The organism is Streptomyces sp. NPDC057002 (genome assembly GCF_042673825.1).
In the GTDB taxonomy this organism is placed as follows: domain Bacteria; phylum Actinomycetota; class Actinomycetes; order Streptomycetales; family Streptomycetaceae; genus Streptomyces.
The window spans coordinates 153,376-178,412 of record NZ_JBHURZ010000012.1 but is presented as its reverse complement, the minus strand read 5'-3'; the positions used below and the strand labels follow the sequence as shown (position 1 = coordinate 178,412).

Annotated in this window: 25 protein-coding genes and 1 pseudogene; 11 read left to right on the top strand and 15 right to left on the bottom strand. The window is 72.3% G+C overall.

Translation table 11 applies throughout. The features are described from left to right. Positions 1 to 149 precede the first annotated feature (149 nt). Entirely contained in the window at positions 150 to 1,139 is a 990-nt protein-coding gene (locus tag ACFT32_RS41350; protein WP_382499476.1) for a small ribosomal subunit Rsm22 family protein, read from the top strand. A gap of 81 nt (positions 1,140 to 1,220) precedes the next feature. Further along, entirely contained in the window at positions 1,221 to 1,574 is a 354-nt protein-coding gene (locus ACFT32_RS41345; RefSeq protein ID WP_382499474.1) for a hypothetical protein, read from the top strand. On the opposite strand, the gene ACFT32_RS41340 is transcribed toward ACFT32_RS41345, so the two are convergent. After that, entirely contained in the window at positions 1,541 to 2,902 is a 1,362-nt protein-coding gene (locus ACFT32_RS41340) for a S28 family serine protease (protein WP_382499472.1), read from the bottom strand. The two genes, ACFT32_RS41345 and ACFT32_RS41340, sit on opposite strands and share 34 nt — an antisense overlap. 127 nt (positions 2,903 to 3,029) lie before the next feature. Further along, positions 3,030 to 3,242: a DUF6243 family protein gene (locus tag ACFT32_RS41335; RefSeq protein WP_382499471.1), complete on the bottom strand. Its 213-nt coding sequence runs from the start codon at positions 3,240 to 3,242 to the stop codon at positions 3,030 to 3,032. Between the two features lie 110 nt (positions 3,243 to 3,352). Here ACFT32_RS41335 and ACFT32_RS41330 point away from each other — a divergent pair, with 110 nt between their 5' ends. Continuing rightward, complete coding sequence (locus ACFT32_RS41330; RefSeq protein ID WP_382499470.1) at positions 3,353 to 3,982, top strand: TetR/AcrR family transcriptional regulator; 630 nt, start codon at positions 3,353 to 3,355, stop codon at positions 3,980 to 3,982. Here the strand turns inward: ACFT32_RS41330 and ACFT32_RS41325 are convergent. Further along, entirely contained in the window at positions 3,961 to 4,881 is a 921-nt protein-coding gene (locus ACFT32_RS41325; RefSeq protein WP_382499468.1) for a glycerophosphodiester phosphodiesterase, read from the bottom strand. The two genes, ACFT32_RS41330 and ACFT32_RS41325, sit on opposite strands and share 22 nt — an antisense overlap. A 192-nt stretch (positions 4,882 to 5,073) precedes the next feature. On the opposite strand from ACFT32_RS41325, the gene ACFT32_RS41320 reads away from it, so the two are divergent. Continuing rightward, positions 5,074 to 5,802 carry a bifunctional DNA primase/polymerase gene (locus tag ACFT32_RS41320; RefSeq protein ID WP_382499466.1) on the top strand — a complete coding sequence of 243 codons (729 nt, stop codon included), beginning with the start codon at positions 5,074 to 5,076 and terminating at the stop codon, positions 5,800 to 5,802. A gap of 27 nt (positions 5,803 to 5,829) precedes the next feature. On the opposite strand, the gene ACFT32_RS41315 is transcribed toward ACFT32_RS41320, so the two are convergent. The 6 genes and pseudogenes from ACFT32_RS41315 to ACFT32_RS41290 form a co-directional block, all read right to left on the bottom strand. Beyond that, the gene (locus ACFT32_RS41315) at positions 5,830 to 6,822 is read right to left on the bottom strand and encodes a hypothetical protein (RefSeq protein ID WP_382499464.1); all 993 of its coding nucleotides are present in this window, start codon (positions 6,820 to 6,822) and stop codon (positions 5,830 to 5,832) included. Beyond that, positions 6,785 to 7,743 (bottom strand): annotated as a pseudogene (efeU, locus tag ACFT32_RS41310) (iron uptake transporter permease EfeU); the annotation flags it as partial. The pseudogene efeU and the gene ACFT32_RS41315, both read right to left, overlap by 38 nt. Positions 7,744 to 7,748: 5 nt before the next feature. Continuing rightward, positions 7,749 to 8,990, bottom strand: a complete 1,242-nt coding sequence (gene efeB / locus ACFT32_RS41305) for an iron uptake transporter deferrochelatase/peroxidase subunit (RefSeq protein ID WP_382499463.1) — start codon at positions 8,988 to 8,990, stop codon at positions 7,749 to 7,751. 12 nt (positions 8,991 to 9,002) lie between these two features. Further along, positions 9,003 to 10,151: an iron uptake system protein EfeO gene (efeO, locus tag ACFT32_RS41300; RefSeq protein ID WP_382499461.1), complete on the bottom strand. Its 1,149-nt coding sequence runs from the start codon at positions 10,149 to 10,151 to the stop codon at positions 9,003 to 9,005. A 97-nt stretch (positions 10,152 to 10,248) separates the two neighbouring features. Next, positions 10,249 to 11,079, bottom strand: a complete 831-nt coding sequence (locus ACFT32_RS41295) for a heme ABC transporter ATP-binding protein (RefSeq protein WP_382499644.1) — start codon at positions 11,077 to 11,079, stop codon at positions 10,249 to 10,251. Next, on the bottom strand, positions 11,079 to 12,164 hold the full coding sequence (locus ACFT32_RS41290) for a FecCD family ABC transporter permease (RefSeq protein WP_382499458.1): 1,086 nt from the start codon (positions 12,162 to 12,164) through the stop codon (positions 11,079 to 11,081). The genes ACFT32_RS41295 and ACFT32_RS41290 overlap by 1 nt, the downstream gene beginning before the upstream one ends. A gap of 66 nt (positions 12,165 to 12,230) precedes the next feature. Here ACFT32_RS41290 and ACFT32_RS41285 point away from each other — a divergent pair, with 66 nt between their 5' ends. After that, positions 12,231 to 12,875: a PhzF family phenazine biosynthesis protein gene (locus tag ACFT32_RS41285; protein WP_382499457.1), complete on the top strand. Its 645-nt coding sequence runs from the start codon at positions 12,231 to 12,233 to the stop codon at positions 12,873 to 12,875. Between the two features lie 21 nt (positions 12,876 to 12,896). Here the strand turns inward: ACFT32_RS41285 and ACFT32_RS41280 are convergent, their stop codons facing one another. Beyond that, entirely contained in the window at positions 12,897 to 13,544 is a 648-nt protein-coding gene (locus ACFT32_RS41280) for a heme oxygenase (biliverdin-producing) (RefSeq protein ID WP_382499455.1), read from the bottom strand. A gap of 172 nt (positions 13,545 to 13,716) precedes the next feature. Further along, positions 13,717 to 14,574: a type I methionyl aminopeptidase gene (gene map, locus ACFT32_RS41275; protein ID WP_382499453.1), complete on the bottom strand. Its 858-nt coding sequence runs from the start codon at positions 14,572 to 14,574 to the stop codon at positions 13,717 to 13,719. A 58-nt stretch (positions 14,575 to 14,632) separates the two neighbouring features. Between map and ACFT32_RS41270 the strand changes: the two genes are divergently transcribed. After that, on the top strand, positions 14,633 to 14,866 hold the full coding sequence (locus ACFT32_RS41270; protein WP_382499452.1) for a hypothetical protein: 234 nt from the start codon (positions 14,633 to 14,635) through the stop codon (positions 14,864 to 14,866). A gap of 432 nt (positions 14,867 to 15,298) precedes the next feature. Here ACFT32_RS41270 and ACFT32_RS41265 read toward each other — a convergent pair whose 3' ends face one another. Then, complete coding sequence (locus tag ACFT32_RS41265; RefSeq protein ID WP_382499449.1) at positions 15,299 to 15,901, bottom strand: hypothetical protein; 603 nt, start codon at positions 15,899 to 15,901, stop codon at positions 15,299 to 15,301. Positions 15,902 to 16,019: 118 nt separating this feature from the next. Here ACFT32_RS41265 and ACFT32_RS41260 point away from each other — a divergent pair, with 118 nt between their 5' ends. The 3 genes from ACFT32_RS41260 to ACFT32_RS41250 are packed head-to-tail and all read left to right on the top strand — an operon-like array spanning position 16,020 to position 18,092. Beyond that, complete coding sequence (locus ACFT32_RS41260) at positions 16,020 to 17,093, top strand: exo-alpha-sialidase (RefSeq protein ID WP_382499448.1); 1,074 nt, start codon at positions 16,020 to 16,022, stop codon at positions 17,091 to 17,093. Between the two features lie 35 nt (positions 17,094 to 17,128). Further along, a complete protein-coding gene (gene npdG, locus ACFT32_RS41255; RefSeq protein ID WP_382499446.1) occupies positions 17,129 to 17,848 on the top strand; it encodes an NADPH-dependent F420 reductase in 720 nt (239 codons plus the stop codon). Between the two features lie 13 nt (positions 17,849 to 17,861). Further along, a complete protein-coding gene (locus tag ACFT32_RS41250) occupies positions 17,862 to 18,092 on the top strand; it encodes a hypothetical protein (protein WP_382499444.1) in 231 nt (76 codons plus the stop codon). Here the strand turns inward: ACFT32_RS41250 and ACFT32_RS41245 are convergent. Beyond that, positions 18,082 to 18,882: a site-2 protease family protein gene (locus ACFT32_RS41245; protein ID WP_382499443.1), complete on the bottom strand. Its 801-nt coding sequence runs from the start codon at positions 18,880 to 18,882 to the stop codon at positions 18,082 to 18,084. The genes ACFT32_RS41250 and ACFT32_RS41245 overlap by 11 nt on opposite strands. A gap of 105 nt (positions 18,883 to 18,987) precedes the next feature. Here ACFT32_RS41245 and ACFT32_RS41240 point away from each other — a divergent pair, with 105 nt between their 5' ends. After that, on the top strand, positions 18,988 to 19,662 hold the full coding sequence (locus tag ACFT32_RS41240; protein ID WP_382499441.1) for a DUF6578 domain-containing protein: 675 nt from the start codon (positions 18,988 to 18,990) through the stop codon (positions 19,660 to 19,662). 181 nt (positions 19,663 to 19,843) lie between these two features. Further along, the gene (locus ACFT32_RS41235) at positions 19,844 to 23,125 is read left to right on the top strand and encodes a BTAD domain-containing putative transcriptional regulator (RefSeq protein WP_382499438.1); all 3,282 of its coding nucleotides are present in this window, start codon (positions 19,844 to 19,846) and stop codon (positions 23,123 to 23,125) included. A gap of 20 nt (positions 23,126 to 23,145) precedes the next feature. Here ACFT32_RS41235 and ACFT32_RS41230 read toward each other — a convergent pair whose 3' ends face one another. Together ACFT32_RS41230 and ACFT32_RS41225 are read right to left on the bottom strand one after the other, a co-directional pair. After that, a complete protein-coding gene (locus ACFT32_RS41230) occupies positions 23,146 to 23,967 on the bottom strand; it encodes an ABC transporter permease (protein WP_382499436.1) in 822 nt (273 codons plus the stop codon). Further along, the gene (locus ACFT32_RS41225) at positions 23,964 to 24,983 is read right to left on the bottom strand and encodes an ATP-binding cassette domain-containing protein (RefSeq protein WP_382499433.1); all 1,020 of its coding nucleotides are present in this window, start codon (positions 24,981 to 24,983) and stop codon (positions 23,964 to 23,966) included. The genes ACFT32_RS41230 and ACFT32_RS41225 overlap by 4 nt, the downstream gene beginning before the upstream one ends. Positions 24,984 to 25,037: the final 54 nt, after the last annotated feature.

Genomic DNA, 25,037 nt, shown 5'->3' with positions numbered 1-25,037 from the left:
TCTGCTCTCCGGCCGGGGGCGCTCTGCCCGCGGGCACCGCCTTCCCACCTCGGCCGGTTCCCCACGCCGAGCCCCGCTCTCCACGCGAGCACCCCCCTGCCACCCGAGCACCGCTCTCTCCCCCCCTCGCCCCCTCGTAGAATCGCCGGGTGAACGCCCCCGCACCCCCGGCTGCCGAAACCCTCCGTACCGCTCTCGCCGGTCTGCTCGACGGGCTGCCGGCCCGGCAGGCCTCGCGGGCGGTCGAGCGGCTGATCGCCAGTTATCGCGGGGCCACGCCCACCGACGCCCCCATTCTTCGGGACCGGGCCGATGTCGCCGCCTACGCGGCCTACCGGATGCCCGCGACCTTCGAGGCGGTGCGGTCGGCGCTGGAGGCGTTCGCCGATGCCGTGCCCGGGTGGGCGCCCGAGGGCCATCTGGACGTCGGCGGAGGTACCGGCGCCGCGGCCTGGGCCGTGGCCTCGACCTGGGAGGGAGAGCGGCCCGTCACCGTGCTCGACTGGGCCGAGCCCGCGCTGGCCCTGGGCCGGGAGATCGCCGAGGCCAACCCGGCCCTGCGGGACGTGCGGTGGCAGCGCTCTCGGATCGGAGCGGCGCTCACTCTCGAGAGCACTGATCTCGTCACGGTCTCCTACGTCCTCAACGAGCTGACCGCCCCCGACCGCACCGCCCTCGTCGACGCCGCCGCGGCCGCCGCCCAGGCCGTCGTGATCGTCGAACCCGGCACCCCCGACGGCTACGCCCGTGTCATCGAGGCCCGCGACCGGCTGATCGCCGCCGGCTTCCGCATCGCCGCCCCCTGCCCGCACAGCGCGGCCTGCCCCATCACCCCGGGCACGGACTGGTGCCACTTCTCCGCCCGGGTCAGCCGTTCCTCCCTGCACCGCCAGGTCAAGGGCGGCTCCCTCCCCTACGAGGACGAGAAGTTCAGCTACGTCGCCGCCGCCCGCTTCCCCGTCGAACCGGCCCCCGCACGCGTCGTACGCAAGCCCCAGATCCGCAAGGGCCAGGTCCTCCTCGACCTCTGCGAGACCGAACCGTCCCTCAATCGCACCACCGTCACCAAGCGCCACGGCGACCTGTACAAGGCCGCACGCGACGCCGACTGGGGAGACGCCTGGCCGCCCGCACCCTGATCACGGCCTCCCGCCGGGTACGCCTAAGATCAACTCGCGCCTCTGGGCGTGAGCATGACGTACCAAAAACGGGAGGAACCTTTGAAGAAGCTTCTGATCGCCCCGGTGGCGGTCGCGGCCCTGGCCCTGGCCGGGTTCGTGCCGAGCGCCTCCGGCACGGCGACCGTGCCGAGCGACGACATGACCACCGTCGCTGCCACGGCGAAGTGCAAGAGCCTCACGGCGCTGTCGAACGTCAATGTGCGCAAGTCGGCCAGCACCAAGTCGACCATCCTGCGCCTCTGGTACAAGGGCACCAAGGGCTGTGACATCAAGGGCGTCGACGGCGGCTCGTACAAGAACGCCTGTGGGATCAAGAGCTACCACTACTGGCGCAAGGTCAACTACCGCGGCACCGTGGGCTACGTGCCCAACGTCTGCGTGAAGTACTCCTGACCGACCCAGCGGAACAACGCCTCCTCCGCCGACGCCCGGTCGGCGGGGGACAGGTTCGCGATGTCGACGCTGTGATTGCCGCCCGGCACCCACAGGAGCCGTGAGTCGGCGCCCCCGGGCCGGAAGTGCTCGGCCACGGCCGGGTCCTGGGCGCCGTTGACGAACAGCAGCCGGCTGCCGCGGCGGCGGACCCAGCGGTCGATGTCCGGCATGGCGGCCGTGTCGAAGACCATGGGGATGTCCCGGGGGACGAAGTTGCGCGCCGCGATGCCGTCCGGGTGGCGCAGCAGGTCCGCCACGTGGGCGGTGGGGACGTCGCCGTACCCCAACTGCGTGCCGATCTGGTACCAGTACGGGATGTACCGCCCGGCCGCTGTGTCGGCGTACAGGGACAGCCCCGCCCAGTTGTCCAGCCACGCGTACAGCTCGTCGGTCGTCGCCTCCGGGCCGGGGATACCGGCGGTGTCGGCCGGAGTCGCGCGCTGCCAGAACATGAACAGCACCCGCAGCACGGCGATTTCGAACGCCTTGTCGGCGCTGCCGATGATCCGGAAGGTGTCGCCGGTGGTGGAGGCCCAGGCCTCGTAGCGGGCGACCATCTCGGTCCGGTGCTCAAGCATCCGGCGCTGGGCGGCCTTGACGGCCTCGCGATCCGGGGCGGTGCCGACCGTCTCCAGGAAGCGCAGACAGGCGGAGTCCTCGCGGTCGTCGACATTGTTCGGGGCCGAGTAGACCACCGTGCCGTCCACGTCACCGGGGTGGAAGCGGCGGTGGTAGAGGCTCGTCATGCCGCCCTTGCTGCCGCCGGTGGAGAGCCATGCGCCGGGGTAGATCCGGCGGAAGAGACGGACGACGCGGTGATGGTCGTCTGCGGCCTGGCGGATGGTGAGGTGGGCGTAGCCGGGTCCGGCCGGGCGTGAGGTGCCGAAGTAGCGGTGTTCCACCTGGAGTTGATTGGCGCCCAGCAGCGTCGCCGGTTCGGTGCGCCGGGGGGTGAGGACCGCGTGGTAGCCGGTGCTGAACAGCACCGTGGGCCGGTCGGCGGCGGTGTGGAGCAGGGTGAGGCGCTGCTCGAAGGTGCCGGCCGCGGGGTCGGTGTGGTCCACCGGCTGGCGCAGGCCCAGGACGAAGTGCCGGAACCCCGGCTCGGCGTCCTGCCGCTCCTCGATCAGCCGCAGTCCGGGCAGCGCCCGCAGGGTGTCCGCGATGTCGGTGTCTCCCGCCCCGGGCCTTCCGGCCGCCGCCCGCGCGGGTACGGCCGCCGTGGCGGCGAGGCCCGCCGCCGAGACCGCCGAGGTGAGCAGCCGTCGTCTCGTCCACACGCCCATCGTGTTTCCTCCCGGGTGTCCGTCGGTGCCGTTCGGTCGCGGTGTCCGCGACCGCTTCAGTACATCCGCCGGACGTCCCGGGAGGATCCCGCGCGCGAGGGGACGGTCTCCCCCGGGCGGGGGAGGCTCACGACGACCGGTCGGTCGTACCGCCCTCCTGCCCTTCCTGTTGTTGCTGTCGCTTCTCCTGAAGCTTGCGCAGCAGCTCGCGTTTCTGGGCCTGCGGGTCGAGACCGCTGCCGATCCGGCCGTCCCGGCCACCGCCGCGCAGCGCCTTGCGGCCGAGGTTCTTGCGCGATCCGCCGACACCCAGCATGTTTCCGGCTCCGCCTCGGGTCATGTCGGGGCTCCTCTCCTGAGTGCAATGATGCGACGAGACGTTTCGTCTCGCGCTTACCTCAACACTGTCCGACGAGACGCACCGTCTTGTCAACCTGATAAATTCGAGCCATGAGCCTGAAGAAGTCCGCGCAGCCCGCCCCCGACTCCACCCGGCGCAGCGAGAAGTCCCGTCGCGCCATCTACGACGCCGCCCTCACGCTGGTCGCGGAGGTCGGCTACCCCAAGACCACCATCGAGGGCATCGCCGCCCGGGCCGGTGTCGGCAAGCAGACGATCTACCGCTGGTGGTCCTCCAAGGCCGACGTCCTGCTGGAGGCCTTCCTCGACCTGAGCGAACAGGCGTCCCGGGACGCGGGCCCGGAGTACGAGTTCGCCATCCCGGACACCGGCGACCTCGCCGCCGACCTCAAGGCCGTCCTGCGCCTCACCGTCGACCAGCTCCACGACCCCCGCTTCGAGGGCCCGTCCCGCGCCCTGGCCGCCGAGGGAGTGGTCGACGAGCAGCTGGGCCGCGTCATGGTGGCCAATCTTCTCGAACCGTCGCTCCAGATGTACGCCGACCGGGTCCGCTCCGCGCAGGAGGCCGGCCAGGTCCGCCCGGACGTCGACCCGCGCATCGCCCTCGAGCTCTGGGTCTCCCCCCTCGCCCAGCGCTGGCTCCAGTACACCGGCCCGATCTCCTACGAGTACACCGACACCCTCGTCGACTACGCCCTTCACGGCCTCGCGCCCCGCTGAAGGGCCCTCCGGGCGTCCCGCTGGGCGTCGTCCCGGGCCTCCCGGACCTGCCAGGCCTCCCGCTCGGCGATGCGCGCCAGCCGCTCCGGCGCGTCCGTGATCACCCCGGTGCACCCCAGCTCCAGCACCCGGTCCCGCTGCGCGTCCGTCATCACCGTGTGCGCCCACACCCGCGCGATCCCCGAGTTCACGGCCCGCACCAGGTCCGCGTCGCGCGCCCGGTGGTCCACGTCCAGCAGATCGACGTACGACCGCCAGCGCTCCGGGCGGTCCGTGCGCAGCTGCCGTGCCGAGCGCCACACCTGGGTGAGCAGGCCTAGGCGGTGGGCGCGCCGGGCCACCCCGGGGTCGTTGGAGTTCACGAAGACCGAGCGGGTCAGGCCACGGGCCCGGATCAGGCCGGCCAGCCGGTCCAGGCTCCGCGGATCCTTCGCCTCCAGCATCAGCACGATCCGCCCGCCGAAACGGTCCAGGACCTCCGCGACCGTCGGCGGCCGCTCCGACCGCCAGCTCCCGGGCAGCACGTCCCTCGGGCGCAGCCGTACGCCCTGCCACTCCCGGGTGTCCAGGCCGCGCACCGCGCCGCCCAGGTAGGTGGTGCGGTTCAGGGTCTCGTCGTGGAACACCACCGGCGTGCCGTCGCGCAACAGCCGCGTGTCGAAGTCCAGCACCTGCGCCGTACCGCGCCGGTAGGCGGTCATCAGCCCCGCCATGCTGTTCTCGGGGACCTCGTGGGCGCCGCCGCGGTGTGCGACGTATGTGATCCGGGGGAGTGCCGCCACCGTCAGCGGGCCGGTGCCCCACTCCAGCGGCATCGGGGCGGTGCCGTGTCCCGCGAGGGTCAGCGCGGCCACGGAGGCCGCGGTGGCCAGGCCCGTCAGCGCGATCGTTGTGACCATGGCGATACGGTAGGGCGCCATATCGGGTCAGAGCGGGCAATGACACCGATCTCGGTGCGGCATATGCCTCGCTCGCCCCACCGGTACCCGTCTCATAGCTCCTGCCCCGGATGTGGGCACTGGCCCCCCGGTGCGCGGGAAGATGGGACCATAGGGCATGCTGTTCCGCACGACGGCGAGGCGAGGGGATAGATGAGCGCGGAGTTCGGCGGCCGGACCGGCCTGCAGGGCAAACTCACCCAGTGGCTGCGCGCCGGGCGCCGGCCGAAGGAGACCGCCGGTGACGGCGGCCGTGAGGCCCTGCTGCTCGCCGCCGCCGACGCGGGACTGCCCCTGGCGCCCGCCGCCCACCCGGCCGGCTACCGCTGCTCCTGCGACCGCGTCGGCTGCCCCACCCCGGCCCGGCACCCCGTGTCCTTCGCCTGGCAGACGCAGTCCACCACCGACCGCGCCCAGATCGAGCGCTGGGCCCGCCATCAGCCCGAAGCCAACTTCATCACCGCGACCGGCATGGTGCACGACGTCCTCGACGTGCCCCTGGATGCCGGTCGCGACGCGTTGGAGCGGCTGCTCGCCCAGGGCGTCGAGGTCGGGCCGGTCGCCGAGAGCGACGACGGCCGCATGCTCCTCTTCACCCTCACCCGCGGTACGCCCGAGGACGAGGACGAGTGGTGGCCGTGCGAGCTGGACTGCCACCCCGAGACGGCGGACGAACACCCCGGGCTGCGCTGGCACTGCCGTGGCTCGTACGTCCTCGTGCCGCCGGCCCGGCTGCCCGGTGACGGCCAGGCGGTGCGGTGGGTACGCGGGCCCGAGCACGAGCTGCCGGACCCGTTGAGCCTGCTCGAGGTGCTCACGGAGGTCTGCGGCCGGTACGTCGACGCCGACTCCGCGGGATCGGCGTGGCCCTCGCGGCGCTGAGGCCCTGAGCCGGCCGAAGCCCTTGGGCTACGAGCCCTCCGCCGAGGTCATTCCCTGGATCCGGCCCAGGATCGTCACCTTGCCCTGGCCCTTCGGATCCAGCGCCACCTCGTTGGAGACGAACTCCAGCGTGAGGGACTGCTTGATCTCGCCCGTCGTCAGGGCGAGCACGTCCTTGTCGGGGGTCGGGAACGTGGTGCCCGCGTAGGCCGTCTGCTTCTCGTAGTGCCGCGTGGTGAAGAACACCAGGGCCCCGCCGTCCGTCGTGCGCAGCGCCAGCGGGCCGTAGTCGCCGTTCGTCAGCGGCTCGTCGATGTACTGGGTGACCAGGCCCGGCCTCTTGGTGTTCTTCTCGCGCAGGGCACGCCACTGGCTGGTGTGCGCGCCGTCCGCGAAGACGGGCCCGCCGTTCTTCAGATACGTCGTGTAGGTCTGGCTCAGGTCGCCGGGGTCTGCCGCCAGGCCGGTCGAGTTCACGGGGACCGACTCGGCCCAGCCGTCCGCGTCCTTCTTGAACTCCGGGACCTTGCCGGGGGCGACGAGGGTCAGGTACGCGACCTGGAACGGGTCGTCGAGGCTGCTGCGGGTGAACACGAGCAGCCAGCGGGCGGTGCCGCCCTTGTTGCCGGCGGCGTCGACGACGAACCAGCGGGGCCAGCCGGCCTTCTTCGGGATCGTGAACTTCGCGTCCGTCAGCTTCAGCGGCGAGTGGTTCGGGTTGCCGCCCGGGCTGTTCTTCTGGCCGGCCTTCAGCCGGGCCGAGTCGATGTCGGCGAGGGCGCCGGTGGTGTGCTCGGCGTCCAGGGACGCGTCGTAGGCCTTGTCGGCGTCGTTGTACGCGGTCGTGAACTCCTGGAGGGCCTTGGCGGCTTCGGCGCGGGTGGTGGACGGGAGGATCTCCCGTTCGCCGTGCACGACGACGCATCCGCTCGCCGTCAACGACAAAGCGGTCACCGAGGCCGATATGAGGGTCCTCCGGCCAAGCGGGCGGAGCGTTCGAGGGTCGCGATCCCTGATCATCGGGTGCCTTCACCTTCCCCTTTCCGGAGGCGAACCCTACCGGGTGCCTCCGGCGGTTGGGGCGGGGTGGGGTGTGCGTCAGCTGTCCCGGACCTCGGCCGTCGCCGTCCGGCGTCGGCCGAGGCCCGTCGGTGCCAGGAACAGCGCCAGGGTCGGGATCAGGTACAGGAGCCACACCGTCACCTGGAGGACCGTCGGGTCGGGCTGGAAGTTGAAGACGCCCTTGAGGAGGGTGCCGTACCAGCTGTCCGGAGGGATCGTGCCGGAGATGTCGAAGGCCTTGTCCGTGAGGCCGGGCAGGAAGTCGGCCTCCTGGAGGTCGTGGAAGCCGTACGCCAGGACGCCCGCGGCCACGACCACGAGCATGCCGCCGGTCCAGGTGAAGAACTTCGCCAGGTTGATGCGCAGCGCGCCCCGGTAGAACAGCCAGCCCAGGAGCACCGCCGTGGCAAGGCCCAGACCCACACCGACCAGAGGCCGCGGTGTGCCGTCGCTCGCCGCGTGGACCGAGGCCCAGACGAACAGGGCCGTCTCCAGGCCCTCCCGGCCCACGGCCAGGAACGCCGTGGCGACCAGCGCCCCCGTGCCCATCGCCAGCGCCGCGTCCAGCCTGCCGTGCAGCTCCGCCTTGAGATGGCGGGCGGTGCGGCGCATCCAGAACACCATCCACGTCACCAGGCCGACCGCGACGATCGACAGGGAGCCGCCGAGCGCCTCCTGGGCCTGGAACGTCAGCTCCTGGGAGCCGAATTCGAGCACGCAGCCGAAGCCGAGCGCGAGGGCCACCGCCACCCCGATGCCGATCCAGATCGGCTTCAGGGCGTCCCTGCGGTCCGTCTTGACCAAGTAGGCGATGAGGATGCAGACGACCAGGCTCGCCTCCAGGCCCTCGCGCAGACCGATCAGGTAGTTGGAGAACATCGGGTCTACGCCTCCCCGGAGAACAGCGTCCGGCCCCACCAGTCGTCCTTGTCACGAACGCCCGGCGGGATCGCGAAGAGCGCCGAACCCACGTGCTGGATGTACTCGTTGAGCGCGTCTGTCGCCAGATTGCGCTGGATCGGGATGAAGCCCTCGCGGACGTCCCGCTGATAGGCCAGGAAGAACAGCCCCGCGTCCAGGCGGCCCAGGCCGTCCGTGCCGTCGGTGAAGGAGTAGCCGCGGCGCAGGATCGTCGCCCCCTGGTTGGAGTCGGGGTGCGCGAGCCGGACGTGCGCGTCGGGCTTCATCGCCTTCAGGAACGGCTTGTCGCGCTCCTTGGCCTTGCCGACCGGGGCGCCCTCGCCCTTGTCGCGGCCGAAGATGTCCTCCTGCTCCTGGAGCGAGGTGCGGTCCCACGGCTCGATGTGCATACGGATGCGCCGGGCGACGAGGTAGGAACCGCCCGTCATCCAGGCCGGGCCGCCGGCCTTCCCGTCCACCCATACGAACTTCCGCAGACGGTCCGTCTCCGTGCCCGCGATGTTGCGCGTGCCGTCCTTGAAGCCCATCAGGTTGCGCGGGGTCTGCGCCTCGGGCGTCGTCGACGACGTCTTGCCGAAGCCGAGCTGCGACCAGCGGATGACCACCGTGCCCATTCCGATGCGGGCCAGGTTGCGGATGGCGTGCACGGCGACCTGTGGGTCGTCCGCGCAGGCCTGGACGCACAGGTCGCCGCCGCTGCGGGTGCCGTCGAGGTTGTCGCCCGCGAACTTCGGCAGATCGACCAGGGCTTCGGGGCGCTGGTCCGCGAGGTCGAACCTCTCGAACAGGGCCGGGCCGAAGCCGATCGTGAGTGTCAGGCGGGAGGGCTTGAGGCCCAGGGCCTCGCCCGTGTCGTCCGGGGGCGCCTCGGGCAGGCCGCCGTAGGCGCCCTCACCCACCGGATGCCCGGCCGTCATCCGCCGGGCGGCCTCCGTCCAGTCCTTCAGCAATTGGACGAACTGCGCGCGGTCGTCGGTCGTCACGTCGAACGCGGCGAAGTGCAGGCGGTCCTGTACCGGGGTGGCGATGCCCGCCTGGTGCGCGCCGTGGAAGGGAACCGCGGCTCCGGCACCGGCGGGGGCTTCGTCGTCGTCGCGGGCCATCGCCACCGCTCCGCCGGCCGCGGCGGCGCCGAGCGCGAGGCCCGCACCGCCCCAGCCGAGCAGCGAACGGCGGGAGGGAGACGCCGGGTTGGTGTCCGTCATCGTGGCGCCCCGCTACTTGGCGACCGCTGCGGCGAGCTTGGACAGCGGCTCCGCGAGGGCGTTCACCGCGTCCGACAGCTCCTTGCGGTCCGCCTTGCCGACCTTGTCGTAGGAGGTGAAGTCGTACGAGGTGGTGTTCGGGCGGTACCGGTCGAGCAGCTTGTCCAGCGCCGTGAACTGCTTGTCCAGTTCGCTGACGAGGGCCGCGTCGTTCTCCTTCGCGACCGGCTTGAGCAGCTCGTACGACTGCTGCGCGCCCTCGACGTTGGCCTTGAAGTCGACCAGGTCGGTGTGCGAGTAGCGCTCCTCCTCGCCGGTGACCTTGCCGGTGGCGACCTCGTCGAGGAGTTCCTTGGCGCCGTTGGCCATGGAGGTGGGGGTGATCTCGGCCTTGCCGACCCGCTTCTGCCAGTCCTTCAGGTCGGTGATGAGCGTGCCGGCGAGTTCCTTCTCGCGGTCGCCGATCTTCTTGTCCTGCCAGAGGGCCTTCTCCAGGCGGTGCCAGCCGGTCCAGTCGGTGGCCGGGTCCTGGCCGTCCTCCAGGCCGTCCTCGCGGACGTCGACCTTCGGGTCGATGTCGCCGAAGGACTCGGCGACCGGCTCGGTGCGCTCCCAGCCGATGCGGGAGGGGGCGTACGCCTTCTTCGCGGCTTCGAGGTCGCCGTCCTTGACGGCCTGGGCGAACGCCTCGGCCTTGGGCAGCGTCTCGTCGGCCTGGGCCTGGACGTAGGCGCGGTAGGCCGCCACGGCCTTGTCCAGGCGCGGATCGCGCTTGACGGCCTTGCCGCCGGTGACCTTGACGGCCTGGCGGATGCCGTTGCCCTTCATGCCGGGCTTGCAGGCGATCTGGTAGTCGCCGGCCTTCACCTCGGCGGTGACGCGCTGCTTGGTGCCGGGGCCTATGTTCTCCCGCTCGGTGACCACGCGGTCGTCCGGGAAGAGGACGTAGACCTCGGTGACCTTGGAGCCCTTGTTCTCGACGGCCAGCTCGACGTGCCCGGCCGGGAACTCCTTCTTCGACACCTCGCACTTGTCGTCCGTCGCCGTGACGTGGACGACGTGGTCGCCGTCCTTGGCGTTGCTCTTCTCGGTGCAGCCGGTGACGGCGGTCAGGGCCGCCGCGACGGCGATCGCGAGGGAAGCGGGTCTGGCGGGTCGCATGAGGGCTCCAGGGAAGGGAAGGTGAGGCTCACCTAAGGGCCACATAAGGATGGCCTGAGTGGCTCAAAATCGCCGCCATGAATGAGTCAAGGAGGGGTCAAGGCTCCCTCCGGGGGGTCACCAGGAGCGCTCCGGTCCGGGGGTGCGGGAGGACCTCGACGGCCTGGTCGTAGACCTCGGTCAGCAGTCGTTCGGTGAAGACCTCGGCGGGCGGGCCGTCCGCCGCGACGCGACCGGCGCACAGCAGCGCCACCCGGTGCGCGTAGGCCGCGGCGAGCCCCAGGTCGTGCACCACCACGACCACCGCGTCACCGGCGTGCGCCCTTGACCGGCACAGTCGCAGCACCAGTTCCTGGTGCCGTAGATCGAGCGCCGCGGTCGGCTCGTCGAGCAGCAGGAGCGGGGCGTGCTGGGCGAGCACCCGGGCCAGCGCGACCCGGGCCCGCTCGCCGCCGCTGAGCGCGGAGAACGGGCGCGTGGCGAAGCCGGTCACCTCGGTGGCGGCCATGGCCTCGGCGACGGCCCGGTCGTCGTCGGCCGGGGTCGTGGCGGGGGACGCGGCGTGCGGGGCCCGGCCCATGCGGACGACCTCCTCGACCGTGAAGGGGAAGGAGAGCGCCGCGGACTGGGGCAGGACCGCCCGGCGCAGGGCGAGATCGGGCGCGGGCCAGTCCGCCGCCGGGCGGCCGTGGACGCGTACGACCCCCTCGGCGGCCGGGACATCGGCGGCCAGGGCGCTCAACAGGGTCGACTTCCCCGCCCCGTTGGGGCCGGCCAGGGCGAGGACCTCACCGGCGCGCACCGTGAGGTCGACCCCCTTCAGCACCTCGCGGGCCCCGAGCCGGGCACCCAGACCCCGGGTCTCGGCCAGGACGTCGCCGGGAGCGGGCGGGGGAGGGGGAGTGGGACGTCGGGTACGCAGGCGGATCACGCCCAGCCTCCTTGTCGGCGCCGGGTGCGGCGCAGCAGCCAGAAGAAGAACGGGCTGCCGAGCAGGGCCGTCAGCACCCCGAGGGGGAGTTCGGCGGGCGCGGCGACCGTACGGGCCGTCAGATCCGCCGCCAGCAGGACGAGCGCGCCGAGCAGCGCGCTGCCCGGGATCAGGAACCGGTGTCCGGGGCCCGCGAGCATGCGCAGCAGGTGCGGGACCACCAGGCCCACGAACCCGATGATCCCGGAGACGCTCACCGCCGCCGCGGTCAGCAGCGCGATGACGAGGACCAGCACGATCCGCAGCCGCTCCACGTCCACGCCCAGATGCCGCGCGGGCCGCTCGCCGAGCGCCAGCAGGTCCAGGCGGCGGGAGTACAGGGGCGCGACCGCCAGGCCGAGCGCCGCGCACGGCAGGACCGCCAGCACCTTCGGCCAGGTCGCCTGGGAGAGCGAGCCGAGCTGCCAGAAGGTGATCTGGTTGACCGCGGCGGTGTCCGCGAAGAAGAGGAACAGGCCGATCAGCGCCCCCGCGAAGGCGTTCACCGCGATGCCGGTGAGGATCAGCGTCACCACCTCCGTGCGGCCGCCCGAACGCGACATCGCGTAGACGAGCAGCACCGTCACCAGGCCGGAGGCGAAGGCGAAGACGGACACCGTCCAGGTGCCGAGGACGTTCACACCGAGGGCGATCGCCCCGACCGCGCCGACCGCGGCGCCGGAGGAGACGCCGATGACACCCGGCTCGGCGAGCGGGTTGCCGAACACGCCCTGCATCAGCGCGCCCGCGCAGCCCAACGAGGCACCGACCAGCAGGGCCAGCACGATCCGCGGGAACCGTACGTTCCACAGCACCGACTCGGCCACCCGGTCCAGCTCCCCGCCGCCCAGCCCCAGCCGGTGCTGCACGGAGGCGAGGACGTCACCGACCGGGACGGGATAGGCGCCGGTGCCGGCCGCGACCGGGACGAGGACGAGAAGGGCGGCGATCAGTCCGGCGGTCAGCAGCCACGCCGTCGTACGGGGTCTTCGGGGCGGGCTCTCGGCCGGGGCGCTCGTGGTGGGCCTCTCCAGGACGGTCATCCAGCCTTACCTGCGCTCTCTGTCGGTCGTCGTGGCGGTGGAAAGGTTCAAGGCAGAATTGCCCTCGTGACTGACTACGACGTACTCCGTGTCTTCTGCGGGCCGCGCGGTGGATACGGCAATGAACTCGGGGTCGTCCGCGAGGGTTCGGTGATGTCCGGGGAGAGCGAGCGGCAGGAGTTCGCCGCGAAACTCGGCTTCAGCGAGACCGTGTTCGTCGACGATCCCGAGCGCGGCGTGATCGACATCTACACACCGGCCCTGCGGCTGCCCTTCGCCGGGCATCCCTGTGTCGGGACGGCGTGGCTGCTCGACGTGCCCGAACTGGTCGTCCCCGCCGGGGTGGTCGGTGCCCGGCAGGACGGGGAGTTCTGCTGGATCGAGGCGCGGGCGGAGTGGGTGCCGCCGCGCACTCTGCGGCAGTACGGCAGCGCCGCCGAGGTCGACGATCTGGCCGTACCGCCGCCGGGGGAGTGGGTCTACGCCTGGGCCTGGGAGGACGAGCCCGCCGGCCGGGTCCGCGCCCGGGCCTTCCCCGGCCGGGGCGACGGCATCGACGAGGACGAGGCCACCGGGGCGGCCGCCCTGCTGCTCACCGACCGGCTTGGCCGGGCCCTCAACATCACCCAGGGCGCCGGCTCCCAGCTGCTGACCGCGCCCCAGCCGGGCGGCTGGACCGAGGTCGGCGGCCGGGTCCACCTCGAACGCTGAACGGACGGAGGTCTCGCGGCCCTACGCCGACAGCGGGAACTCCTCGCCCAGCGCCTGGAACACCGCGTTGTTCAGCGCGTAGGCCCGCTTGCACTCGGCCACGGCCCGCTGCCGCTCCAGCTCGTCACCGGGCACCGCGTCCAGCAGGGCGCAGTAACCCCGCTTGAAGGCGGCCGGGTTGGGGATCTGCTCGAAGACGTAGAAGCGGACCCCGTCGCCCTTCTTCGTAAAACCCCACGCCTTCTCGGCCGTGTCGCGGATGATCTGCCCGCCGGAGAGGTCGCCGAGGTAGCGGGTGTAGTGGTGGGCGACATAGCCGGCCGGCCAGGCGCGGGCGCACTCGGTGATCCGCTCCGCGTACTCCAGGGTGGCGGGCAGCGCGCTGATGCCCGACCGCCAGCCGGGACCGCGCAGATACTCCAGGTCCTGCTCCAGCGAGGCCATCCGGAAGAGCTCCGGGCGGACGAACGGGCCGGCCACCGGGTCCGCCGCCAGCCGCGCGGCCCCCGACTCCAGCGCCCCGTACACGAACCACAGCTGCTCCGTGTAGCGCGCGAACGCGTCGACGCCCAGTTTGTGCCCCAGCAGGTCGCTCATGAAGGTCGAGCCCCTGACCTCCTCGTGCTGCTCTCGGGAAGCGGTCCGAATGAGGGTCGAGAAGGATTCCATGGCGACACTTTCTATGGTTAGGCTAACCTAAGTCAATAGCCTTGCCGACCTGTTGTCGGTAAACTTCCCGACGCGGCGTCGGCAAAAACATGCGGACAAAAAGATGCGGACATGAGGAACGGCCCGCCCTCCGGGGAGAGCGGGCCGTTCGACGGTGTGCGTGCGGGCGGTGCTACGGCAGCGTGAGGATCTCCGCGCCCGTGTCCGTCACCACCAGCGTGTGCTCGAACTGGGCCGTCCGCTTGCGGTCCTTCGTCACGACCGTCCAGCCGTCGTCCCACATGTCGTACTCGTGCGTCCCGAGCGTCAGCATCGGCTCGATCGTGAACGTCATGCCGGGCTGGATCACGGTCGTCGCGTGCGGGCTGTCGTAGTGCGGGATGATCAGGCCCGAGTGGAACGAGCTGTTGATGCCGTGGCCGGTGAAGTCCCGCACCACCCCGTACCCGAACCGCTTCGCGTACGACTCGATGACCCGGCCGATGATGTTGATCTGGCGGCCCGGCCGGACCGCCTTGATGGCACGCTCGAGGGACTCCCGCGTCCGCTCCACCAGCAGCCGCGACTCCTCGTCGACCTCGCCCACCAGGTACGTCGCGTTGTTGTCGCCGTGCACGCCGCCGATGTACGCCGTCACGTCGAGGTTGATGATGTCGCCGTCGCGCAGGACGGTGGAGTCCGGGATGCCGTGGCAGATGACCTCGTTGACCGAGCTGCACAGCGACTTCGGGAAGCCGCGGTAGCCCAGCGTCGAGGGGTAGGCGCCGTGGTCGCACATGTACGCGTGCGCCACCTTGTCCAGCTCGTCCGTGGTCACCCCGGGGGCGATCAGCTTCGCGGCCTCCGCCATCGCCCGGGCGGCGATCCGGCCGGCGACGCGCATCGCCTCGATCGTCTCGGGGGTCTGCACCTCCGGTCCGGTGTACGGCGTCGGCGCGGGCTTGCCGACGTACTCGGGGCGGCGGATGTTTCCGGGCACGGAACGGGTGGGGGACAGCTCCCCCGGTGCGAGCAGCGACTGGCCAGACATGCCAGCGAGTCTAACCAGCGCCCATGGGGGAACATGTCGATGGCGAGAGGAGCTGGTCATGGCCCTGTTCAAGAAGCGCACGGTCGGCAAGCCGGGTGAGTGGTACTACTGCCTGGAGCACAAGAAGGTCGAGGAGGGGCCGGAGTGCCCCAACAAGGACCGTTTCGGGCCGTACGCCTCCCGCACGGAGGCCGAACACGCGATGGCGACCGCCCGCGAGCGCAACCTCCAGTGGGAGAACGACCCCAAGTGGCACGACGCCCCGACGGGCGGCCGGGACGACACCGCCTGAGTACGCACCCCGGCGTCCGTGGGCAGCTGCGCGTGCCGCCCACGGACGCCGTGCGTTTCCGGCCGACGCCGCCCGCACGGCACACCGGCTCGGCGCCGGGTCCCGGGGCGGCGCTCGGCGATGCCGTCTCGTGTCAGGTCGGCGGGTGGCCGATGCGGCGTGGCCGGCCTGGGCTGGGATGACTGACGGCGCGCGTCGTGCCTTGGCGCCGGCAGCGGCGCGCCGGCTTGGCGCCGGGTCCTGGGGCGGCGTTCGGCGATGCCGTCTCGTGTCAGGTTGGCGGGTGGCCCGGGCCGGCGCGACCGATCGACCGCGTGCGTCGCGCCCGAGACGACACCTCCGGGCCGACTGACGCGCCGGCGCGAGGGCGTGGGAAACGCGTCGGCCGCGCTCCCGCGCCGTGCGGGCGGCGGGCCCTCCCCGGGCCCGGACTCACCAGCGCGCGGGTGGTGGGGCCGTCAGGTGTTCCGCCAGTCTCGACACCCTGTCCCGGAAGCGGCGGCGGCCCCGGGGGGTCGGCAGGGCGTTCTCTCCGGCCGCCGCGCTGACCAGGTGCTGGACCGTGTCCAGGTCCAGTTCCGAGCCGGCGGGGACGGCCAGGGACTCATGGGCCATCGCCGGCAGTTCCCCCGCACCGGTGCCGAGGGCCAGGACCCTCGCCCCGGCGCGCCGGGCGTCGGACACCCGTTCAAGGAGTGGTGCCGCAGGTCCCTCGGGGGACACCACCAGCAGCGTCTCGCCCCGCCGGGCCGCCTCCAGCCGCCCCAGACCGACCGCGAGATGCGCCGGGTCGCAAGGGCGCGCGTCGTGCCGTACCAGCGTCGGGGCCAGCTCCGGGGTGCCCGACCACGCGGCCTCGTCCACCAGGTGCGCCGCCAGATGCCACGGCTCGTAATCCGGCGTGCCGACGAGCAGCAGCCCGCCCCCGTGCGACACCACCGAACCCCGCAGCGCCCCGGCGAACCGCCGCGTGGCGCCCAGCCACTCGGTCCCGGCGAGCACTTCCCGCAGCAGCGCGACCCGTACGGCATCCATGCGACCGCATCCTGCCCCGACCGGTCACTCGTGATGTGGAATTCACCACGAATTCGCCCGGCTTGGGCACAGGGACCGGTCACGCGTGCCGCTGTCGAACGACCGGAGGAACCCGCCGATGACCGAGACCAGCGTCCCCTTCCGCGCCGGCCGTGAGGGATACGCCAGCTTCCGGATCCCCGCCGTCGTCGCCACCGCCACCGGCACCCTGCTCGCCTTCTGCGAGGGCCGGGTCGGCTCCCGGGACGACTTCGGGCACATCGACGTCGTCCTCAAACGCTCCACGGACGGCGGCCGCACCTGGGGCCCGCTCCAGGTCGCCGCGGAGAACGGCGACGCCCTCGCCGGCAACCCGGCCCCCGTCGTCCTCGACACCGGCCGCGTCCTGCTCGTGCACGTCCGCAACGCGGCCCTCGCCACCGAGGACGCCATCCGGCGCGGCAAGGTCAGCGCGGCCGACGGGCGCCGCGTCTGGGTGCGGCACAGCGACGACGAGGGCCTCACCTGGTCGGCGCCGAAGGAGATCACCCAGGAGACGAAGAAGCCGCAGTGGCGCTGGTACGCCACCGCCCCCGGCCACGCGATCCAGCTGAGCACCGGCCGGATCGTCGTCCCCGCCAACCACTCCCTGCCGCCCACCGGCACGGACAACGGCACGGAGGGCCGGTACAACGGCGGCCACTGCCTGCTCAGCGACGACCGCGGCACGACCTGGCGCATCGGGTACGTCGACGACGACACCGACGGCTACATCAACGCCAACGAGACCACCGCCGCCGAACTCCCCGACGGCCGCGTCTACTTCAACACCCGCAACGACTCCACCTCGCCCGGCACCCGCGCCGACGCCCACTCCGCGGACGGCGGACAGACCCTGGTGAAGCCCTTCCGCCCGCAGGCCGGCCTCGCCGCCCCGGTCTGCGAGGCGAGCGTCCTGCAACTCCGCGACCCCGATGTGCTCCTGTACTCCGGCCCCGCCGACCCGGGCTTCCGCGCCCTGATGACGATCCGCGCCTCCACCGACGGCGGCACCACCTGGCGCCCGGCGTTCACCGTGGACGGCCTGCCCGCCGCGTACTCCGATCTGGTCCGCGTCGACCCGGACACCGTGGGGCTGTTGTACGAGACCGGCGACTTCGGCGCGTACGAGACGATCACCTTCCGACGGTTGCCCGTGACGGAGCTCACCTGAACCTTCGAGGGCGGCGCGGACGTAAAGTCGGGGCCATGACCTCTACCGACAGTGCTGCCACCGACAACGCCCAGAAGGCCCCCGCCAAGGACCCCTGGGACCTGCCCGACGTCTCCGGACTCGTCGTCGGTGTGCTCGGCGGAACCGGGCCCCAGGGCAAGGGCCTCGCCTACCGGCTCGCCCGGGCCGGCCAGAAGGTGATCATCGGCTCGCGGGCCGCCGAGCGCGCCCAGGCGGCGGCCGGGGAACTCGGGTACGGCGTCGAGGGCGCCGACAACGCCGAGACCGCGCGCCGCAGTGACATCGTGATCGTCGCCGTGCCGTGGGACGGCCATGGCAAGACCCTCGAATCCCTGCGCGAGGAACTGGCCGGCAAGCTCGTCGTCGACTGCGTCAACCCGCTCGGCTTCGACAAGAAGGGCGCCTACGCGCTCAAGCCCGAGGAGGGCAGCGCCGCCGAGCAGGCCGCCGCCCTGCTGCCGGAGTCCCGGGTCACCGCCGCCTTCCACCACCTGTCGGCCGTGCTGCTCCAGGACCCGGAGATCGAGGAGATCGACACCGACGTGATGGTGCTCGGCGAGGTGCGGGCCGACGTCGAGATCGTCCAGGCGCTGGCCGGCCGTATCCCCGGTATGCGCGGCATCTTCGCGGGGCGGCTGCGCAACGCCCACCAGGTGGAGTCGCTGGTGGCGAACCTGATCTCCGTGAACCGCCGCTACAAGGCACACGCCGGGCTGCGCGTCACCGACGTGTGAGCGGGTGAGGCGGATGGGGGACACTGGTCGTCGTAGCAGTGTCCCCCGACAGGAGTCGACCGAAATGCCCCGCCTTGCCGTTTACGCCCTGATTGTCTGCGTCCTCTCCGTGGCGGCGGCCGTGGTCTCCTTCGTCCAGGGCAGCTGGCTGGGGATCGTCTGGGTGCTGCTCGCCGGGCTGTCGTCCAACATGGCCTGGTACTACCTCAAGCGCGCCAAGGCGCGGAAGTCGGTCAAGGGCTGACCGAGCAGAACTCGTTGCCGCCCTGCCAGAAGCGGTACAGCTCCTGACCGCAGTACGTCTCGAAGTCGCTGATCTGCAGGGACTTCAGAATCGTGTCGATCACGTCGAAGAACACGCCGTTCACCGCGGGCAGCCACAGCAGCGCGAACACGAACAGCAGACCGAACGGCGCGAACGGCTCCACCTGGCGCCGGATCTTGTACGACAGCCACGGCTCGATCACGCCGTAGCCGTCCAGGCCCGGCACCGGCAGGAAGTTCAGCAGCGCGGCCGTCACCTGGAGCAGGGCGAGGAAGGCCAGCGCGAGCCGGAAGTCGCTCGGCACGCCGTCCAGGGCGTCCAGCCAGAACGGGGCCGTGCACACGATCGCGAACAGCACGTTCGTCAGCGGACCCGCGGCCGAGATCAGACTGTGCCGCCAGCGCCCCTGGATGCGCCCCCGCTCGATGAACACCGCGCCGCCGGGCAGGCCGATGCCGCCCATGATCACGAAGATCACCGGGAGCACGATGCTCAGCAGCGCGTGCGTGTACTTCAGCGGGTTCAGTGTGAGATAGCCCTTCGCGCCGACCGAGATGTCGCCGCTGTGCAGGGCGGTGCGCGCGTGCGCGTACTCGTGCAGACACAGGGAGACGATCCAGGCAGCCGTCACGAAGAGGAACACGGCGACGCCGGGCTGCTCCGCGAAACCGGTCCAGGTCGCCCAGCCCGTGACCGCCGTCACGGCCATGATCCCGACGAACACGGGACTGATCCGCCGCTCGCTGTGGCGGCTGGTGGCGGTGGTCATGGGGCTCCCTGCACTCTTCGGACACGCGATGGGACTGCCCGACCGTACCGGGCGCACGGGGAAAACGTCTCGCGCGGGGCGGTCGGTTCCGGAGAGGGTGGGGGCATGGGGCTCTGGCACGTGTTCTACGCGGACTGGCAGATGGAGTGCTGCGGCACGCCGTTCTCGGTGGGGGACGAGGTCAGCTGGCCCCTGCTGCTCCTGGACGCGGACGACGCGTACGGCGGCGGCTGGCACGACCAGCTCACCAAGGTCGCCGGGCCGGTGGAGCACGTGGGCGGTGTCCGGGTGGTGCGGGAGGAGACGGGCCTCACGGTGGCACTGGGCGGGGAGCCCCAGGGGTGGATCCGGTCGGTCGGGCTGCTCTCCGTCGAGCGGCACGGCGCCTCCTGGCCCCAGGCCACCGGGCGGGTACGGGCCGTACAGGTGCTCACCCAGGGCTACGCCGAGACCCCACCCGGCTCGCGCTCCTGGGAACCGGTCCCGGGGGAGCGGAGTCTGAGGGCGGTCGACCAGTGCCCGAAGTGGTTCGCCGACGACGCCGCGGAGCAGGGGCGCCGGCGGCGGGAGTCCGGGGTGGTGGTGACCCTGGAGGTACCGGGCACGGACTCCTGGCTCTCGCACGCCGTCCGCGATGCCCTGGGCCTGCCCCAGCAGGGCGCCGAGCCCGGGGCGGAGACGGAGGGTGTCCCGGCGGAGGCGCTGTCGGCCTTGCTGGAGTCCCTGAGCACCGTCGCGGTCCCACCTGGGTCGAGGGTCGCCGGGCGGCGTCGGGGCTGAGGCCGGGTGGGTCCGCAGCCCGGCGGAGCGGGGCGCCGCTCTCCGTGGGACGGGCGCCGCCCTGGGGGCACCTCCCAGGCCCTTGAGGCACTGAGGGAGGCACGCATGCCCGCAGCTGAGCGACGACCTTGCCCGCCGCGCCGTAGAAACCGTGTGACCCGTCCTCGTACCACCGGAGACAATGGACCCCGTGCGCTACCGCATCCTCGGCACCACGCAGGCGCTCCGCACCGACGGCACGGTCGTTTCGGTGGGCGGGGCGCGGTTGCGTGCGCTGCTGACCGTGCTCGCTCTGCGGGCCGGCCGTACCGTGCCCGTGGGGCTGCTCGTCGACGAGGTGTGGGACGGTGCCCCGCCCGCCGACGGGCCGGCGGCGCTCCAGGCGCTGGTCGGGCGGTTGCGGCGGGCGCTCGGGGCGGACGCGGTCGCCTCCGCAGAGGGCGGGTACCGGCTGGCCGCCGCGCCCGACGACGTCGATCTGCACCGGTTCGAGCGGCTGGCCGGCGAGGGACTGCGGGCCCTGGCCGACGGCGACCCCGCCAAGGCCGCCGTGATCCTCGACGACGCCCTCGCCCTGTGGCGCGGCCCGGCCCTCGCCGACCTCCCCGACCGCACCGCCGAGGCGGCCCGCCGGGACACCCGCCGCCTGGACGTCCTGCGCGCCCGCCACACCGCCGCCCTGGCCCTCGGCCAGGCCGAGCAGTCCCTGCCGGAGCTGACCGCCCTGTGCGACAGCCACCCCCTGGACGAACCCCTCCAGACCCTGCGCCTGCGCGCCCTGCGCGACGCGGGCCGCACGGCGGAGGCCCTGGACGCCTACGAGGAGGTCCGGCGGCTGCTCGCCGACCGGCTGGGGGCCGACCCGGGGCCCGAACTGCGTTCCCTGCACGCGGAGTTGCTGAGCCTGGGAGACAAGCCCGCAGCCGCACCCGCCGCCGAGCCTCAGCCCGTCGGCAACCTGCGGGCCCGGCTCACCTCCTTCATCGGCCGCGAGAGCGACATCGAGACCATCCGCGGCGATCTCACCACCGCCCGGCTGGTCACCCTGCTCGGGCCCGGCGGGGCCGGCAAGACACGGCTGTCGCAGGAGGCCGCCGAGACCGTACGGCCCGCCATGTCCGGCGGCGTCTGGCTGGCCGAACTCGCCCCGGTCGACGACCCCGCCGCCGTACCGGAGGCCGTGCTCACCGCCGTCGGCGCCCGCGAGACCGTGCTGTACGGCGCCGGCGCCGAGGGCATCCGGGCCGCCGTCGCCGACCGGCTCGACGACCCCGTCGAGCGGCTCGCCGAGCACTGCTCCCGCCCCGGCATGCTGCTGATCCTCGACAACTGCGAGCACGTCGCCGACGCCGCCGCCCGGCTCGCCGAGGAACTGCTGGAGCGCTGCCCGGGGCTCACCGTTCTCGCCACCAGCCGTGAACCCCTGGGTGTGCCGGGGGAGTTGCTGCGGCCCGTGGAGCCGCTGCCCGAGCCGGTCGCGCTGCGGCTGCTCGCCGACCGGGGCGCGGTGGCCCGGCCCGGCTTCCGCGTCCAGGACGACCCCGAGGCGTGCGCCGAGATCTGCCGGCGCCTCGACGGCCTGCCCCTGGCCATCGAACTCGCCGCCGCCCGGCTGCGGATGCTCACGCCCCGCCAGATCGCCGACCGGCTCGACGACCGCTTCCGCCTGCTCACCTCCGGCAGCCGCACCGTCCTGCCCCGCCAGCAGACCCTCAGGGCCGTCGTCGACTGGTCCTGGGACCTGCTCGACGAGGACGAACGGGACGTCCTGCGGCGGCTGTCGGTGTTCGCGGGCGGCTGCGACCTCCCCGCCGCCGAGGCGGTGTGCGGACCGGTCGCCCTGGAGGCGCTCGGCTCGCTCGTCGACCGCTCCCTGGTGGTGGCCTCCCCGCCCCGCGAGTCGGCCGACGGCGAGATGCGCTACCGGCTGCTGGAGACCGTGGCCGAGTACGCCGCCGAGCGGCTCGACGAGGTCGGACAGCGCGCCGGCGCGGAGCGCGCCCATCTGACGTACTTCCGCGAACTCGCCCGTATCACCGACCCGTTGCTGCGCGGCCCCGGCCAGCTCGCCGCCATCCACCGGCTCGAGCGTGAGTACGAGAACCTGCGCACCGCCCTGCGTCACGCGGTCGCCCTGCGCGACGAGCAGGAGGCGCTCTGCCTGGCGCTGTCCCTCGTCTGGTACTGGCAGATGCGCGATCTGCGCATCGAGGCCCGCAACTGGTGCCGCGAGGTCATGGCCCTCGGCCCCGACCCGTTCACCGAGCCCGTCCGCCGCGCCGTAGCCGTCTGGCAGCGCTGCACCGACGCACCGCCCCCGATGACCGGTGAGGTCCTTCTGGAGGCCCGGCGGGGTGTCCACCTGACCCATCTCGCCTGTATGGACACCGAACTGGACGCCTGGCAGAGCCCCGAGGCCCAGCGGAAGCTGCGGACCATCGCCCAGACCTACGAGCCCGGCCTCCCGCAGAACTGCCGGCTCCCCGGCCTGCTCTGGTTCTTCGCCGTGATGCTGACCGGCGACATGGACCGGCTGCGCGTCATCATGGAAGCGGCCATCCGCACCTGCCGGGAGACCCCCGGCTTGGAGTGGGAGCTGGCCTCCGGTCTCCAGATGCGGGCCAACTTCCTCGCCAACCGCACCGACTGGGCGGGCGACGCCGCCCGGGACGCCGACGAGTCGCTGGAGATCTACCGGAGCCTCGGCGACGCCTGGGGCACCGCCGAAGCCCTCTCCGCACGCGCCGAGGCCCATGAACGCAGGGGCGACTACAACCTGGCCGCCGCCGACTACGAGGCGGCCATCGCGCACGCGGAAGGCGTCGGCGCCCGTGCCCAGGCGGCCGTCCTCGGTGCCCGGCTGGGCAGCACACTGCTGGAGGCCGGCGAGGGCGAGCGCGGCGAGCGGCTGCTGCGCGAGGTGATCGCACAGCGCGAGGACTCGCACAGCGAGGCCATGCCCGCCGCCCGGCTGTTCCTGGCCGTCTGGCTCGGCATGACGGGCCGCGTCCCCGAGGCTCGTGAGCACCTGCGGCGGCTGCGCCAGGACTTCCGTATCGCTCACTTCGTCGTCTTCGACGCGTTCATCCTGGGCGCGGAGGCCTGGCTGGACTCCGTGGAGGAGCGCCACGAGGAGTGCCTGGACCGGATCCGCAGGGCTCTGGAGCGGGCCGGCGACCCGCTCTCGACGGCCATCGCGCCCCATATGCGTTCGCTGTACCTGGCCGTCGCCGCCGGTTCCCTGGCCGGCCTCGACGGCGGGCACCGCGCCCGGGACGCGGCCCGCTGCCTCGGCGCCGCCCATGTCCTGCTGCCGCCCGGCCACGTCGCCGCCCGGCAGGAGCGCGAGGCGCACGCGCAGGCCGAGCGGCGGGCCCGGGCGGTGCTCGGCGACGCCGCGTACGAGAGCGCGTACGCGGAAGGCGGAGGCCTCTCCCCCGAGGAGGCCACCGCCCTGGTCTGACACGAGGCGCCCCCCCGGGGTCAGCTCTTGGTGCGGAACTTGTGGATCGCGATGGGTGCCATCACCGCCGTGATCGCGACCGACCAGCCGAGCGTCACCCACAGATCGTGCGCGACCGGCCCGCCGACCATCAGACCGCGCGCGGCGTCCGCCAGCGTGGAGAGCGGGTTGTAGTCGGTGAAGGCCTGCAGCCAGCCCGGCATCGAGGTCGTCGGCGCGAAGATCGACGAGCCGAACTGGAGCGGGAACAGCACCAGGAAGCCCATCGCCTGCACGGACTGCGCGTTCTTCATGATCACGCCCAGGGTGAGGAACACCCACATGATCGACGAGGCGAACGCGGTGGACAGGGCCACGGTCGCGAACAGACCGAGCCAGTTGGTGATCTCGAACCCGACCGCGACGGCGACGATCATCAGCACGGCGGTCGCGAACAGCATCCGCAGCAGCTCCACCGAGATCTTCGCGAAGAGCACCGAGCCCCGCCCGATCGGCAGGGACCGGAAGCGGTCCATGACACCGGAGTTGAAGTCCTGGCTGAAGCCGGTGCCGACGCCCTGGGACAGCGTCATGCTCATCATCGCGATCATGCCGGGGATCACGTACTGCACGTACTGGTCCTGCCCGCCGCCCAGCGCCTGCCCGATCGAGCCGCCGAACACGAACACGAACAGCAGGGTGAAGATGACCGGCATCAGCAGGGCGTCGGCCATCGACTCCGGGTCCTTGCGGATCCACAGCAGATTGCGGCGTACCAGGGCCCCCGTGTGGCGCAGATGCGCGCGCGGCGAGATCCGGGCGTCCGCCTCGCCTTCGTGGAGGGGTGCGGTGGCGGCGCTCATACGGCGACCTCCTGACGGTCGTCGGCGGGCACGGTGTCCTGCGGGGCACTGGCGCGGTGGCCGGTGAGGGACAGGAACACCTCGTCCAGGCTGGGCAGTTCGGTGGTGATGGAGGAGAGCGTGATGCCGCGCGAGGTGACGGCGCCGACCACGGCGGTCAGCTGCTCGTCGCTGAGGATCGGCACGAGGACGTCGCCCCGGTCGGTGTCCACGGTCGTGGTGGCGAGCCCGGTGATCCCCAGCTCGTCCAGCGCGGCGGCGAGCGGCCGCAGGTGCTCCGGATCGGCCGGGCGTATCCGCAGCGCACGGCCGCCGACCTTCGCCTTCAGCTCCTCGATGGCACCGCCCGCGATGACCTGTCCGCGGTCGACGACGGTCAGCTCGGTGGCGAGCTGCTCGGCCTCCTCCATGTACTGGGTGGTGAGCAGCACGGTGACGCCGTCGCCGACCATGCGCTTGACCTCGTCCCACACCTCGTTGCGGGTGCGCGGGTCGAGCCCGGTGGTGGGCTCGTCCAGGAAGAGCACGGCAGGCCGGCCGATCATCGAAGCGGCCAGGTCCAGCCGCCGCCGCATGCCTCCGGAGTACGTCGCCGCGGGCCGCTTGGCGGCCTCGGTGAGCGAGAACCGCTCCAGCAGTTCGTCGGCCCGGCCCCGGGCGCTCTTGCGTGGCAGATCGAGCAGCCGCCCGATCATGTACAGGTTCTCCCAGCCCGAGAGCTTCTCGTCCACGGAGGCGTACTGCCCGGTGAGCCCGATCACCCGGCGCAGCTGCCGGGGCTGCCGTACGACGTCGTAGCCGACGACGGTGGCCCGGCCCGTGTCGGGGGCCAGCAGCGTGGACAGGATCCGCACCAGGGTCGTCTTCCCGGCCCCGTTCGGGCCGAGCACCCCCATGACGGTGCCCTCCCGCACGTCCAGGTCGACCCCGTCCAGTGCCTTGGTCTCTCCGTAGTGCTTCACCAGCCCCCGCACGGTGACCGCGGCGCCGCCGGCGTGTGTGTCGATTCGCGTCATGAGACAGACGGTCTCAGGGCCCACCGACAAACCACCGACAAGCAACCGACAGAC

What these genes read in the sequence shown, in the direction of transcription:
- ACFT32_RS41335 (WP_382499471.1), bottom strand. Translation starts at nt 3,242, where the DNA reads ATGACCCGAGGCGGAGCCGGAAACATGCTGGGTGTCGGCGGATCGCGC.
- efeO (WP_382499461.1), bottom strand. Translation starts at nt 10,151, where the DNA reads ATGCGACCCGCCAGACCCGCTTCCCTCGCGATCGCCGTCGCGGCGGCC.
- ACFT32_RS41330 (WP_382499470.1), top strand. Translation starts at nt 3,353, where the DNA reads ATGAGCCTGAAGAAGTCCGCGCAGCCCGCCCCCGACTCCACCCGGCGC.
- ACFT32_RS41315 (WP_382499464.1), bottom strand. Translation starts at nt 6,822, where the DNA reads ATGATCAGGGATCGCGACCCTCGAACGCTCCGCCCGCTTGGCCGGAGG.
- ACFT32_RS41260 (WP_382499448.1), top strand. Translation starts at nt 16,020, where the DNA reads ATGACCGAGACCAGCGTCCCCTTCCGCGCCGGCCGTGAGGGATACGCC.
- efeB (WP_382499463.1), bottom strand. Translation starts at nt 8,990, where the DNA reads ATGACGGACACCAACCCGGCGTCTCCCTCCCGCCGTTCGCTGCTCGGC.
- ACFT32_RS41270 (WP_382499452.1), top strand. Translation starts at nt 14,633, where the DNA reads ATGGCCCTGTTCAAGAAGCGCACGGTCGGCAAGCCGGGTGAGTGGTAC.
- map (WP_382499453.1), bottom strand. Translation starts at nt 14,574, where the DNA reads ATGTCTGGCCAGTCGCTGCTCGCACCGGGGGAGCTGTCCCCCACCCGT.
- ACFT32_RS41325 (WP_382499468.1), bottom strand. Translation starts at nt 4,881, where the DNA reads ATGGTCACAACGATCGCGCTGACGGGCCTGGCCACCGCGGCCTCCGTG.
- ACFT32_RS41235 (WP_382499438.1), top strand. Translation starts at nt 19,844, where the DNA reads ATGGACCCCGTGCGCTACCGCATCCTCGGCACCACGCAGGCGCTCCGC.
- ACFT32_RS41320 (WP_382499466.1), top strand. Translation starts at nt 5,074, where the DNA reads ATGAGCGCGGAGTTCGGCGGCCGGACCGGCCTGCAGGGCAAACTCACC.
- ACFT32_RS41280 (WP_382499455.1), bottom strand. Translation starts at nt 13,544, where the DNA reads ATGGAATCCTTCTCGACCCTCATTCGGACCGCTTCCCGAGAGCAGCAC.
- ACFT32_RS41340 (WP_382499472.1), bottom strand. Translation starts at nt 2,902, where the DNA reads ATGGGCGTGTGGACGAGACGACGGCTGCTCACCTCGGCGGTCTCGGCG.
- ACFT32_RS41290 (WP_382499458.1), bottom strand. Translation starts at nt 12,164, where the DNA reads ATGACCGTCCTGGAGAGGCCCACCACGAGCGCCCCGGCCGAGAGCCCG.
- ACFT32_RS41225 (WP_382499433.1), bottom strand. Translation starts at nt 24,983, where the DNA reads ATGACGCGAATCGACACACACGCCGGCGGCGCCGCGGTCACCGTGCGG.
- ACFT32_RS41265 (WP_382499449.1), bottom strand. Translation starts at nt 15,901, where the DNA reads ATGGATGCCGTACGGGTCGCGCTGCTGCGGGAAGTGCTCGCCGGGACC.
- ACFT32_RS41230 (WP_382499436.1), bottom strand. Translation starts at nt 23,967, where the DNA reads ATGAGCGCCGCCACCGCACCCCTCCACGAAGGCGAGGCGGACGCCCGG.
- ACFT32_RS41245 (WP_382499443.1), bottom strand. Translation starts at nt 18,882, where the DNA reads ATGACCACCGCCACCAGCCGCCACAGCGAGCGGCGGATCAGTCCCGTG.
- npdG (WP_382499446.1), top strand. Translation starts at nt 17,129, where the DNA reads ATGACCTCTACCGACAGTGCTGCCACCGACAACGCCCAGAAGGCCCCC.
- ACFT32_RS41240 (WP_382499441.1), top strand. Translation starts at nt 18,988, where the DNA reads ATGGGGCTCTGGCACGTGTTCTACGCGGACTGGCAGATGGAGTGCTGC.
- ACFT32_RS41250 (WP_382499444.1), top strand. Translation starts at nt 17,862, where the DNA reads ATGGGGGACACTGGTCGTCGTAGCAGTGTCCCCCGACAGGAGTCGACC.